This window comes from Microbulbifer mixtoriginis (SeqCode) (assembly GCF_052467945.1).
This window is the reverse complement of the sequence record NZ_CP174328.1, coordinates 3,457,154-3,470,211: the sequence shown is the minus strand read 5'-3', so window position 1 is coordinate 3,470,211 and position 13,058 is coordinate 3,457,154. Positions and strand designations below refer to the sequence as shown.

Sequence of the window (13,058 nt, the reverse complement as noted above, 5' to 3'; positions counted from 1 at the left end):
CTCACCCTCCCTCAATCCGTTTTTCTGTTCGAGATTGGGGAACCACAATGAAAAAAACTTTATTAGCCGCTGCCGTCTTTGCCGCGGTGCAACCGCTATTGTCTGCGGCTGCGGACCTGGAAGAAATCACCGTGACTGCCAGCCGTCTGGATCTGCCCAAGAGCCAGCTGGGTGTCTCTGTTTCAATTCTTAATGCTGCCGATATTGAGCGATTGGGTTATACCAGCCTGCTGGATGTGATGCGCACTCTGCCAGGTGTTGCTGTCAGTAATAGCGGCGGAGCGGGTAAGGTCAGTTCCTTGTTTATCCGTGGGGAAAGTAATTTCCGCACCCTGGTGTTACTGGATGGGGTGAATATTGCCGACCCGACGGGTTTACAGGTAAGTACCCAATTGCAGCACTTGCAGGTTAGTGATATTGAGCGCATTGAAGTCCTGCGCGGGCCCCAGGGCATGCTTTACGGTGCCGGCGCCGGTGGCGTGATTAATATTATTAGCAAAAGGCCTGCTGAGAGTGTTAACGCCAGTGCCTCTGTAGAGGTGGGTCGTTACGGAAGCCAGAACACCAGTGCGAACCTTGGGGGAAACATTGAATCCTGGTACTACGATTTGAGTGTTTCTGACTTTTCCACTGACGGTTTTAATGCAACCGAAAAAGATTCTTCTGGTGAGGAAGATGGTTACGATAATTTTACCACCAGTGCACGTCTCGGTTACCAGATAAATGAAAATCTATCTCTCGAGAGCCAGTACCGCAAGGTGGATACTGAGACTGAGTACGACAACTGTTTTTCGGATTCTCCTAATGATTGCCTGAGTCGCTTCGACCAGGAATTTTTCATCTTTAGTAGTCATTACCAGTTTGCCAACTGGAATCATAGAGTAAGCCTTTCTCAACAGGAGATTGACCGCGAAGAGGGTATCAGCCCTGGGGCCTTTCCATTTATAACAAACGGTAAAATTCGTGAGGCAAATTATATCGGCAGCAATACCTTGAACAGTGGAAAACTGCTGTGGGGCGGAGAGTATGAACAGCAGAAATATGCTACAGAGTTTGCCGATGAGGTATTGGAAAGTACTGGCTTCTTTACGGAGTGGCACAGTGATTTCGCCGAAACAGTTTTCTATACCCTAGGCTACCGTCGCGATAGCCTGGAGACTGAGGATCACAATAGCTGGCGTGTCTCTGCAGCTCTACCTGTTTCTCTAGGTGATGATCAGCAGCTTAAGTATCGCGCGAGTTTTGGAACTGGTTACCGTGCTCCGAGCCCGTACGAATATACTACCAATGCTTCTTTGGGGGCTGAAACCAGTCGTGGTTATGAGTTGGGTCTGGAATACCAGTGGGCACAATTATTACAGGCTGAGCTGACCTACTTCGACCAGGAGATCAGCAATGCTATTTTTTATAATTACACAACCTGGTCTTATGAGCAGGATGATGGTGATAGTCAATCTGAGGGGGTGGAACTGTCCTTGGGCGGCAACCTTAATAGCAACCTGGATTGGTCTATAACTGGCACTTGGCTGAACTCAGAGGACTTCACAGGCGCTCAACGTGGCGGAGTTCCCCAGAGGGTATTTAACTTCGGCCTCAGCCAACAATGGCTGGGAGATAAGTTGACTCTGAGTGGTAACTGGCAGCGGGTTGAGGATCGCATTGATGGTTATACCGGAATCGCTCTGGAGAACTACAGTAAGGTTGATCTGAATGCCGTCTATCGGGTCTCCCCCAATATGCGGGTTAATCTACGCGGTGAAAATGTGTTGGACCGGAACTATCGCGAAGTTGCGGGTTATTACACAGCAGGTGCAGCAGTTTATGCCGGTATAGAATTTAGCCTATAAAAATGTTTGGAGAGATAGCCCCTTGGGCTATCTCTCTGTTCACTCTCTTCTAACGATTCAATCCCGGTGTTTATCTTCCCGGCGGCTACTATTGCAGCGTCTAGTTTTTTCCGGGAGCTATTTTGTGGCGGTATTTAGTAATGATGACGTGGAATTGCATTTTGAAGTTCGCGGAAGGGGCCCGCGCTTGGTGTTTCACCCTGGTACCCTCAGTGATCTCAGGGTAGCCCCGACTATTTTCGACTCCCCGTTGGCGAATCGGTTTGAAATCTTAACCTTTGACCCCCGTGGCATCGGTCAGTCTAATTCACCCATCGATTCTCCCAATATGGCCGATTACGCCCTAGACCTTAAACGACTGATGGATCATCTCGATTGGCGGGATGCGTATCTACTGGGAGAATCATTTGGTGGCATGGTCGCTCAGGAATTTGCATTGCAATATCCCCAGTTGGTGCGAAAACTGGTTTTATTGGTAACCAGCTCCGGAGGCCGCGGAGGCGCTTCATTCCCGTTTCATCAATACAATATTGAGGCTATGAGCCTCGAGGAAAAAGTGAATCTATGGGTGACTGCAGGCGATAGCCGCCTGCAAAGTGCCGATGGTATACATTCAGAATCAGCACTCTATGCATTTTTAAATAAGTATTATCGCCAGGTCTGCGAACTGGCGGCAAGCAAGCCTGAAGGAGCCCAGTGCCGTATTCGACAGCTTCAGGCGAGAAAAGGCCACGATACTTTTGCTCGCCTACCGACTCTGGAGGTAGAAACGCTGATCTGTGCCGGGCGCTACGATAGTGTCGCCCCTTTTGAAAATCAGCGGGCTTTATTTCGGCAGATTCCCAATTCGCGCTTGGGCATTTTTTCCGGTGGCCACAATGTTCTCTGGCAGGATGATCTGATTTGGGATTTTATTTCTGCATTTTTAGCAATGACAGAGTGAGAAGCCTCTGAATAACGACGCACACTTGAGTGCAATCTGCACGCTCCCTTTACTTTAAATGTTTGATGGTCTTTATGAGTTCAGAATCACAGGATAAAAAGAGTCGACATAAGTCACGTATGCAGAACCGTAAAAAAATTGTGGATGAGGCGGTTTCTAAAGCGCTGGAGGAGCGCGGCATAGTGATTCTCTATACCGGCGATGGCAAGGGTAAAACCACTGCGGCGATGGGCACGGTCACCCGTGCCCTGGGCTTCGGTTACTCCACCGTGGTGACTCAATTTATTAAGGGCACCTGGGAGTGTGGAGAAAAGAATCTTCTAATGGGCGCCGCCCACCCGTTACAGTGGCATCAAATGGGCACTGATTTCACCTGGGAAACCCAGGATTTTGAGGCCGATAAAGCTGCGGCAATGGCACTTTGGGAGAAGGCGCGGGAGGCGTTGCGGGATGAGCGAGTTTATCTGGTGGTTTTGGATGAGCTCACCTACGCGCTGAATTACCGCTGGTTGGACAAAGAAGAGGTAGTACAAGCGATACAGCAGCGGCCCAGGGAGCAGACGGTTGTCATAACCGGGCGTGGGGCCAAGCAGTACCTCAAGGATGTAGCCGATACTGTGAGCGAAATGTGTGCGGAAAAACACGCATTCAATACCGGTATTGCCGCTCGCAGAGGCATAGAGTGGTGATTGTGAAGTCGTGCAATGAGTAGAAGCTTTGAATAGAGGAGCTAAATAGAGACTTAAGCTGAAGCAGGGTTTACGCAGCCAAAGCCTCTTGTCAGCAGTGCTTATTCGACTTCAGCTAACTCTTGTGCGGCTTCGCGGGCTACTATCTGTGCCATCAGCTGGCGTCTTACTCGCATTGGGGTGGTAGCAAACCAGCGATAACAGGCGCGGTTGAAAGAGCTCTGTTCGCGATAACCCAGCATATCCGAAATCTGGGACATGGGGGGTTGTTTACCGCTTAAATAATACTCGGCACGCTCCCGGCGAATGCGATCCAATAGATCCTCAAATACCAATTCCCGGTCCCTCAGCCTGCGCTGTAGGGTACGCTTGTGCATACCCAGCTGATTGGCGACTTCTTGTAGGCTGCACCTTTTTAAAGGCATCAGGCAATAAATCAGCTGCTGCACCTGTTCCACCAAACTGGCTTCCCCCTTTTGCAGAAGCTCTTCGATATAGGTTTTTAATAGTGGGCGCAGGCTGGGATTGCACTTCTCTGTAGGTTGCAGCAGGGAGCTGCTATTCAGGATAAATGCATCAGTTTCTTTGCCGAAGTGTACGGGAACCCCAAAGAAATTTTCGTAATGGTCATGTACGGGGCGCTCGGTTTTTAGGTGAACACTTTCCAGCTGAAAATTACTCCCACAAAGGTGTTGTAGAGCTACCAATGAAACACCGAGTAGAAACTCGCGGGATTGTTGCTGGGGGAGAGGAGCGTCCTCGGCAAGCTGAGCTTCCAGATCATCGATACACAGAAAGTTTAGATGCGTGTGTTTCCCCTTTTTTGTGAGTTCAACTCGTAGGTTATAGGGAGCATTGCCTAGCTGTTTTATCGCTGTGTTAAGGAATTCGCCCAAAGTAAGGGACTGTAGTACAGCAGCACCAAGAGAACCCAGTGCGGCGGCCCCCTGACTGTAAGCAAGACGCAGGCCAAAGTCGGCGCAGCTCAACTGGCTAGCGGTCTTGTTCAGCAGCTCAGCCACTTGATCTAGTGCCAGATACCCATCAAGGCTCTCAACCTGGTGGGGGTTAATACGGGAACTGATCAGCAGGGCTTCAGGGCTACCTTTTAATTGGCTCACCAACTCGTAAAAGCCTGTTAACAGGGTCGTTCTTATTTGTTGAGTCAATTTTTATAAATCCTGTGAATCCCCTGGAAAAAATTACTTTTATACATTTCCCAGGTGGAGAAGGGTTAATCCAGCGGAATAGATCGGATCTGGGCGGACGCCAAAGATAAAAAAGAGCCATATGGCTCAAACTGTTTATCTAGTGAAGGCTTCTTTTCGACTGGTTTAAAGGACAGTCTCTCTGGCCAGGGCCTGCTCTGTGTCGACGTCCTGTAATGTCGGTAATGGAGGGCAATAGCAATCTTTACCCTTCAAAAGGGCAAGGTAGGGCACAACCACGGTGCTCGTCCTGAGCGGAAAAATGAATGATAGTTAGATCAGGGCAGGTCTATGCTGGCGATAATCCGCGTATCGATCTCCGCAAAACGTTATTACTGCGTAATGTTACTCGTTTTATTTAGGTGTTTTAAAGGCCAAAGATAACTTGGGGATACTTCCCGGAAGTAGTCCATTGGGAAATAAGTCTTTTTATTGTTATTTTTTAGGTATTTTATCCCTAAATTTTTAATTTAAGTATTTTTTGTTTTATGACGACTGCGTCACTGGGAATATAAATTTTTTAGTCTGGACGGAGAAAAAATTTAATATTGGCTCAATGGTACCAATTATATCAGGGGGCGTGGAGGATTAGATGAGACGCTCGAGATCTTTCAATTACAGAATTGAGCTTAAATGTGCATATTTCTTTCACAATTGAAAAGGCCCGCTTTTTAGCGGGCCTTTTCAATAAGTGGGTTTTAGCCACCATAATAAGTTGCTGCACCGGGACCAACGGGGAGGCCCAAGGCAAATACCCAGATATAGAACAATGCAGTCCAGCCAACAAAGAAGAAGATGGAGTAGGGGATCATTGTGGCGATCAGTGTTCCCATACCCAGATCTTTTTTATAGCGGGCGGCGAAGGTGATGATCAGACCGAAGTAGCTCATCATCGGGGTAATGACATTGGTGACCGAGTCGCCAATTCGATAAGCAGCCTGTATCACCTCAGGCGCATAGCCCAGCAGCATCAACATCGGCACAAAGATTGGAGCGGTAACGGCCCACTGTGCTGAGGCACTACCCAGCATCAGATTCACAAATCCGCACATCATGATAAAGAACAGGAATAGCAGCGGGCCTGTCAGGCCGATGCTCTGCAGGGCATCGGCGCCCAGTACGGCGAAGATAGTCCCCAGGTTGGTCACCTTGAAGAAGGCGACGAACTGCGCGGCGAAAAATACCAGCACGATATACATGCCCATGCTGTTCATACTTTTGGCCATGGCATCAATGACATCACGGTCATTCTTCATGGTGCCCACCACCTTGCCATAGACAAAGCCGGGGATAGCGAAGAACACCAGGATAAGAGACACAATACCTTTCAAGAACGGCGAGCCGGCTACCAGGCCAGTTTCCGGGTTACGCAACACACCCCACTCGGGCACTACCGTCAGGGCAAATACCGCGGAGACAGCCAGAACCGCAAGACCAGCGTACTTAAGGCCGCGTTTTTCATCGTCGGTAAGGGTACCAAGTTTGTCCTGACTGAGATCAACAGAGGCCTCATTGGGATCGTACTTACCCAGCTTGGGTTCAACGATGGCCATGGTTACCCAGCTGCCAACAATGGTGATCAGGAAGGTACTGACGATCATAAAGAACCAGTTCACTTCCGGGCCAACGCTATAAGTTGGGTCAATCATATGGGCTGCGGATTCGGTGATTCCCGATAGGAGTGGGTCCACCGTGCCCAGTAGCAGGTTAGCACTGTAGCCTCCAGATACGCCGGCAAAGGCTGCCGCTAAACCGGCGAGTGGGTGGCGGCCAAGAGAGTGGAAGATCATGGCGGCGAGAGGAATAAGTACCACATAGCCGAGTTCAGAGGCTGTGTTGGAGATGATGCCGGCGAATACCACGATCACGGTGACTGTGCGCTTGGAGGCTTGCAGCACCAAGCCGCGAACGGCGGCACTCAACAACCCGGAGTGCTCGGCGATACCCACTCCAAGAAGGGCTACGAGAACGGTACCCAATGGCGCGAAGCCAGTAAAGTTATTCACTAGACCGGTGACGATCATCCGGAGGCCGTCGCCACTTAATAGATTGAAGACCTCAATTACCCCATCGGGATCGCGTCCCGCAGCACCCACCGGACGTGGGTCTGCTACAGAAAGCCCAAAGTAGGAGGCTATGCCGCTTAGAATCACCACACCCACAGCAAAGAGCGCAAAGAGTGTAATGGGATGGGGGAGCAGGTTGCCGAGCCATTCCACCACATCCAGGAAGCGGGTAAAGGCCGTTTTGCGTCCGGGCGGGCTATCCTGCTGGTCGCTGGGGGAGGTCGTTGTGGTCATTGTGTGTCCTCAATTTAGTTGGCGAGTAGCCCTAATTGCCTCTGGGATACCCGTTAGCCCAATAATTGGCTGAAAAATGTGCTAAGTGCGCGATCATACACAAAAGTCCTTTAGGTAAGAATGCCCGCACCGGAATGTTCTTGGTTAGCGGGTCGGCAAAGTCGGAAAGTAAAAAGCCCTACGTGGAAGAGGGCTATATTGGCAGGCGGCGGGAAATGAAAAGCACCTATGCGTAGGGAATTGAAGCTTAAGAGCTGGTATTTAACGTTTTAGATGACTTGTTCAAGCTACAGACAAGCCGCCTTTGCATTCCCGAATATGCCATAATCCGAAAACTCAGCAGTCAACCCAGCGGTGAAATAATGAAGATTGGAGTTTTAAAAACCGACGATGTGCGCAAGGAGCTGGTGGGCGAATACGGTGAATATCCGGAGATGTTCGCAGATCTATTGCGCAGCCAGGACCCCACACTGGAGTTCTCCACCTATGAAGTGCAGCACGGCCAGTACCCGGCCCAGGTCGATGAGGTGGATGCCTACCTGATTACCGGCAGTAAAACCGGTGTCTATGATGACAAGGAATGGATTCCTCCACTGATGGACTTTGTGCGCAAGCTGCATGACCAAAAAAAACCAACTATTGGAATCTGCTTTGGTCATCAGCTGATTGCTCAGGCATTGGGTGGAAGGGCTCGGAAATCCGATAAAGGCTGGGGGTTGGGAGTGCATTCCTATGAAATGCAGGAAACCCCCTCCTGGATGTCGGAGCCTACGAATAGCTTCAACCTGTTGGTTACTCACCAGGACCAAGTAGATACCCTTCCTCCCGGCGGTCGAGTACTGGCTTCCAGCGAATTCTGCCCAATGGCGATGCTCCAGGTTGATGACCACATGCTCACCTTCCAGGCCCACCCGGAGTTTACCAAACCTTATTCCAATAGCCTGATGGAGTTACGTCGAGAAGCTTTTGGTACAGATGTGGTGGAAAAGGGCCAGGCCTCCCTGCAAAACGATATTCACGAGAATATGGTTGCAAAATGGATGCTGGAGTTTTTACGCAAGTAGCTTTATTCAAGGGGTAGATAATACTGCCCCTTGAGTTTGCCATTTAGTTTTCAATATTCTTCCTTCTTCCTTCTTCCTTCTTCCTTCTTCCTTCTTCCTTCTTCCTTCTTCCTTCTTATTCTTAAATTGACAAGATGAATTGATGATCATCTTTCTGATGATTTAATAAAATTTTCTCGCTTATTGATTTAGACCTGAGACGGACTATCTCTGCCTCCCTTTCTTTTTATCCCGTGATGATTTTGAAGTTTTGCTTGTGTATTTATTTGCGTCCTATTTAGTGCTTTCTAAATATTTTTTTGATTTGTTTTTGTTGGGGTGGATATAGAATCTATTTTTTGGCGTTAATAATATTTTTCATTTTAAATAAGTTTTTATGCCTGTTGTGTTAATTGTTTGAAGGGGAATAATATGGCGGTTTTAGCTGGTTGAATCACTATTTTATTAGAGTTGAAAATGGGGTCGCTGGGGGACGATCATTGGTTTAAGTAAAGCTTGTAAATAATAAATTATAAATTTATTGATAATCAAAAGGATGGCTTTATGAAGAACTTCAAGCGAGTGCTGCTGGCTGCATCTATTAGCTTGCCGGTTATTGGGGGGCAAGCGTTGGCAGCAGGCAACGTGAATGGGTCTATTGATGGGACAGTTATTAGTAGCAGTGGTAACGACCTGAGTGGCGCTACAATTATCATAGAAAATGATAAAAATGGCTTTAGAAGGACTATGTCCACGGGTGAGGATAGTGACTTCCGAGTGAATTTACCCACAGGCATCTACAAGGTGACAGTTCAGAAAGATGGCTACCAGCCCGCGGTGGTTGACGCCGTTGCCGTTTCAATAGGTAGCTCCACCAAGTTGGATATACCGTTGATATTGGGAGATCTGGAGGAGGTGGTTGTAGTGGGGGAGGCGACTCCCCAGATCCGCACTGGCACGGCAGAATCTGCACTGAATATTGGCTTGTCAGATATAGAGATGTTACCGGTTGCTCGTAATATTGAATCGGTTGCTTTATTGGCTCCTGGTACTGTTTTAGGTGATTCTGGGTTTGGTGAAGATAAGGATCTTATATCGTTTGGGGGGGCTTCCGTAGGAGAAAACGCCTATTACATTGATGGCCTCAATGTCACTAATTTCCGCAACGGGTTGGGTGGATCATCGGTACCTTTTGAATTTTATGACCAGTTCCAAATAAAAACGGGGGGGTATAGTGCTGAATTTGGTCGCTCTTTGGGGGGAGTGTTCAACGCCGTTACCAAGAAAGGCTCCAACGAATTTGAATATGGTGTTGTTGCCTATTATGAGCCAGCAGCCTTGCGTTCAGAAGCACCGGACTCTCTCTCTGCAGATGGGACTCTCTATGACTTAAATTCGGAAAATGAGGAGTCCAAGTACACAACAGATTATTATGTTAGTGGCCCTATCATTCCGGATAAATTATTTTTCTATGCCCTTTACGAACAGCAGGAAACGGGTGAAGAATTCACTACAAGAGGAAGTCCAAGCAGATACAACGATAGAAGTATTGATGATGATTTCTGGGGAGTCAATTTAACCTGGAATGTAACTGATAATCATATCCTCTCTTATATGCAGTTTTCAGACAAACGCACCAGGGAAAATGATCAATTCAATTACGACTATTTTAATAGAGATAAAAAAGAGTATACGGGCACTAAGTGGGATAAGCGTGGCGGAGATAACTGGCTGGTTCGTTATGATGGTCAGATAACAGATAATTTCAGTGTTTCTATGCTCCATGGCCAGAATGAATACTCACTTACTACAATTAGTACAACTGATATGGAGTGCCCGTATGTAAGGGACTTTAGTGCCGGTGCTTTACCTGGAAATACGGATGACAGACCTGGCTGTCAAGCTAGCTCTAGAATTCAGTCTGGAGGTGATGAAAGGGTAGCTGATCGTATCGATTTTGAGTGGGTGATTAATGATCACACAATACGCTTCGGCTACGATCAGGAAACTAACTCCTCTTCGTCTAAAGAAACTTATTCTGGAACAGGTTTTAGGGAAGATGGGGGAGTGTTTTACACTTATGATTCATATAAACCTGGTGTAGAGCTTCCCAATGGCACGGTGGTTGACAATGTAAATGGTGATGGCTCTCTTGTTCATATAGTCTCTTATCGGGTTGGCGATGTAGAAGGGGACTTTGAGGTTGAGTCAAAAGCTTTTTATATCGAAGATACCTGGGATATTACGGATACACTTACTTTAAGTGCAGGAATTCGTAATGAAACTTTCTCCAATTTTAATGGAGAGGGCGATACTTTTATTGAAATTGATGATCAGTGGGCGCCACGGTTAAGCTTCTCTTGGGATCCAGGTGGTGATGGCGAGTCCAGAGTATATGGCAATTGGGGTCGTTACTTTATGCCTATCGCTTCCAATACCAATGTGCGCTTATCTGGCGGTGAATTGGGATTTGAAAGGTATTTCATTTTTGATGGCGAATACGATCCGAAGACATATGCCCCTACAAATGTGGGTGCCGATGGTGTTCCTACATCTGAAGAAGTTGGCTCTGCAAGGGTAACTTCAGATGGTAATGTGCCGGATAGTGCTCAGCTCTCGGATAAAGACCTCAAGCCTATGTATCAGGATGAGTTCATTCTTGGTTATGAGAGGCTTTTTGCGGATGACTGGACATTGGGAATTAAAGCTACCTATCGTGATTTAAAATCACATATTGATGATGTGAGTATTGACCATGCGGTAGATGCTTTGGGATATGAGCACACTGGTGATGGCCATGGTTATGTGCTTGCAAACCCGGGAAGTGATATCACCATACCTTACGATCGTTATGGAACGGGTGAGTTGGAAATGACAACATTTTCGGCTGAACTGCTTAACTATCCTGAGGCCAAAAGGACTTATAAGGAGTTAGAATTTTCCGCGAAGCGCGCCTTTGATGGTATTTGGGGTTTAAGTGCGAGTTACACCTGGTCTCAGAGTAAGGGGAATAGTGAGGGGTACGTTAAGTCGGACAACGCCCAGGATGATGCTGGGATTACCCAAGATTTTGATTTCCCTGAGTTGATGGATGGAGCCAACGGATATTTGCCAAATGATCGTACTCATAAAATAAAAATTTATGGGAACTATCAGGTGATGGAGAGTCTTTTGTTGGGGGCTAATTTTCTTTTGCAATCAGGGCGCCCAATTAACTCCTTTGGTGCTGGCCATCCCAATGGAACCCCGGCTTATGGAGATACTTATTATGTGACTGACTCAAATGGAAATCTTATTAAGACAAGTCGAGGCAGTAGAGGGCGAACTAGCTGGGTCAATCAGATAGATTTATCCCTTGTCTATAGTACTCGCATTGGCTTGGCTGATGTGGAGCTTAGAGCTGAGGTCTTTAACCTTCTTGATGCGGATGCTGAAACAGAGGTTTATGAGTTTGCTGAGTCAAGTCCCGGTGTGTTAGATCCAAGCTGGGGGGTAAATCAAGAATATCAAGTCCCTCGGTATTTTCGCTTTGGGGCAAGTGCTAGGTTCTAGCTAAAACTTATTGTAAGTTGATATTTTTTGCGGGAGGTCTTCTATAAAAAGAAGGCCTCCTTTATCGAGAGTGTTCATGTTTACTCTCAAGGCCTAGTTTATGCTGGATAAAAAATCATCATCCACCATTTGAATCCTTACTCCGATAGGTTCGTCAATCTGAAATATCCTTCTAGCCGTATTGTCAAGCTCAATGGCCATGCTTTGTATCACCTCATGAGTGCGATGAGGTGTTCTATTACAGAGAATTTCGATATAACAACCGGCCGGCTCAACCTGCTTGGATTCGATCACGATAACTGGAATCTTTTCTCCCTCTGTTTCCAAGCGCTTGGTGACTATCTCATTAAAGATATTGGCTGCAGAGTCAGGAATTATCTTCGAGACTTCTACAAATATTTTACAGCTGGACATATGCGGGATTCCTAGTATCTCTATTGAAGAGGCTCTCGCTTCTTCGTGCAGCTAATATACAGTTAGTGTAGCTGTTAAAAAATAAGCTGCTAATTTTACAAATCTATTAGGGTATCACTGGCAATATCAGGGTCATTAATGGGGGCGCTATGCACTGTTGTTGTATATTTAATTTTACAGTTATTTTGGTTTTTGCCTAGTGTCTGCTTGAATGAAAAAGAGGGATGTAGAATTTTACTGTATGCGATGTAAGTGCAATCTAACCCTGATTCAACAAACTTCGATATATTTACAGAGTCTAGATAAGTTTTAACTGGATAGGGTAAGGTGGCTCTCTGCCTAAGCTATATCATTCGGATTTTTTATATCAAAACTGGAGGCTGAGGTAGTCATAAAACATTGGGTTTCCCGAACTAATAGGCTACTAGCCAATCTCTGGGCCCTGTTTTCATGGCAGCTATTCATACAAGCAATGGCCCACCTGAGCGATAGCAACATTGTGATAAATCAAGTACTGAATACGGTCTCTTAATTTATCAGCTAAAGCGGAGGCTGTGATCCCACCAAGGCGGTGCCCCACTACCGGTATTTCTTGTAAATCCTCCCATGCTATCAGGTTGACTATATCGTCAAAGAAAGTACTGATACCCACCTTAGTGGAAAGGAGGTGTTGGCACTCACCTAGGCCTGTTTGGGTTAGGCTAAAGACCCAGCGCGAGCCTTTGATTGACTTTAGATCAGTACCAGCCACTATGAAACAGACCGTGTATCAGTACTAGGCTTTTTGTAATTGGCTGTAATTTTATCGTCTATCTATTCGGTATAGAGCGCAGAAGTCCTCAGATGGCCCCAGAGGTATTGCTTGATATCCTAATTTCACATTTCAAATATCTAAAGAGGGGTGAGTTATCAGCCCTTGCCTTTTTAGGTATTTCCAGGCCTGCTTGAGCTGTTATCACAGGTTTGATCGGGATGTGAAACTTCTCCAGTAAGTAAAATTTCTTCGAATTTGACTATCAGATAATAGAGAATTAGATTTGGCGCCGCGGCTCACAGATCACA

8 protein-coding genes are annotated in these 13,058 nt (G+C 46.9%); 5 read left to right on the top strand and 3 right to left on the bottom strand.

Translation table 11 applies throughout. The features are described from left to right. Nucleotides 1-47: 47 nt before the first annotated feature. The 3 genes from ACJJIJ_RS15155 (at nt 48) to cobO (ending at nt 3,479) form a co-directional block, all read left to right on the top strand. A complete protein-coding gene (locus tag ACJJIJ_RS15155; RefSeq protein WP_444937792.1) occupies nt 48-1,847 on the top strand; it encodes a TonB-dependent receptor plug domain-containing protein in 1,800 nt (599 codons plus the stop codon). 124 nt (nt 1,848-1,971) lie between these two features. Then, complete coding sequence (locus ACJJIJ_RS15150) at nt 1,972-2,790, top strand: alpha/beta fold hydrolase (RefSeq protein ID WP_444937791.1); 819 nt, start codon at nt 1,972-1,974, stop codon at nt 2,788-2,790. Between the two features lie 74 nt (nt 2,791-2,864). After that, nucleotides 2,865-3,479 (top strand): cob(I)yrinic acid a,c-diamide adenosyltransferase, encoded by a 615-nt coding sequence (gene cobO, locus ACJJIJ_RS15145; RefSeq protein WP_252083375.1) that lies wholly within the window; start codon nt 2,865-2,867, stop codon nt 3,477-3,479. A 101-nt stretch (nt 3,480-3,580) separates the two neighbouring features. Here cobO and ACJJIJ_RS15140 read toward each other — a convergent pair whose 3' ends face one another. Continuing rightward, nucleotides 3,581-4,648: an AraC family transcriptional regulator gene (locus tag ACJJIJ_RS15140; protein ID WP_444937790.1), complete on the bottom strand. Its 1,068-nt coding sequence runs from the start codon at nt 4,646-4,648 to the stop codon at nt 3,581-3,583. 737 nt (nt 4,649-5,385) lie between these two features. After that, nucleotides 5,386-6,987, bottom strand: a complete 1,602-nt coding sequence (locus ACJJIJ_RS15135; protein ID WP_252083373.1) for an AbgT family transporter — start codon at nt 6,985-6,987, stop codon at nt 5,386-5,388. A gap of 362 nt (nt 6,988-7,349) precedes the next feature. Here ACJJIJ_RS15135 and ACJJIJ_RS15130 point away from each other — a divergent pair, with 362 nt between their 5' ends. Continuing rightward, entirely contained in the window at nt 7,350-8,051 is a 702-nt protein-coding gene (locus tag ACJJIJ_RS15130; protein WP_252083372.1) for a glutamine amidotransferase-related protein, read from the top strand. Nucleotides 8,052-8,594: 543 nt separating this feature from the next. Next, nucleotides 8,595-11,582, top strand: a complete 2,988-nt coding sequence (locus tag ACJJIJ_RS15125; RefSeq protein WP_444937789.1) for a TonB-dependent receptor — start codon at nt 8,595-8,597, stop codon at nt 11,580-11,582. A 93-nt stretch (nt 11,583-11,675) separates the two neighbouring features. Here ACJJIJ_RS15125 and ACJJIJ_RS15120 read toward each other — a convergent pair whose 3' ends face one another. Further along, nucleotides 11,676-11,996 carry a hypothetical protein gene (locus ACJJIJ_RS15120; protein WP_444937788.1) on the bottom strand — a complete coding sequence of 107 codons (321 nt, stop codon included), beginning with the start codon at nt 11,994-11,996 and terminating at the stop codon, nt 11,676-11,678. Nucleotides 11,997-13,058 lie beyond the last annotated feature (1,062 nt).

Coding starts and splice junctions, on each gene's coding strand:
- ACJJIJ_RS15155 (WP_444937792.1), top strand. CDS start 48: ATGAAAAAAACTTTATTAGCCGCTGCCGTCTTTGCCGCGGTGCAACCG.
- cobO (WP_252083375.1), top strand. CDS start 2,865: ATGAGTTCAGAATCACAGGATAAAAAGAGTCGACATAAGTCACGTATG.
- ACJJIJ_RS15135 (WP_252083373.1), bottom strand. CDS start 6,987: ATGACCACAACGACCTCCCCCAGCGACCAGCAGGATAGCCCGCCCGGA.
- ACJJIJ_RS15130 (WP_252083372.1), top strand. CDS start 7,350: ATGAAGATTGGAGTTTTAAAAACCGACGATGTGCGCAAGGAGCTGGTG.
- ACJJIJ_RS15125 (WP_444937789.1), top strand. CDS start 8,595: ATGAAGAACTTCAAGCGAGTGCTGCTGGCTGCATCTATTAGCTTGCCG.
- ACJJIJ_RS15120 (WP_444937788.1), bottom strand. CDS start 11,996: ATGTCCAGCTGTAAAATATTTGTAGAAGTCTCGAAGATAATTCCTGAC.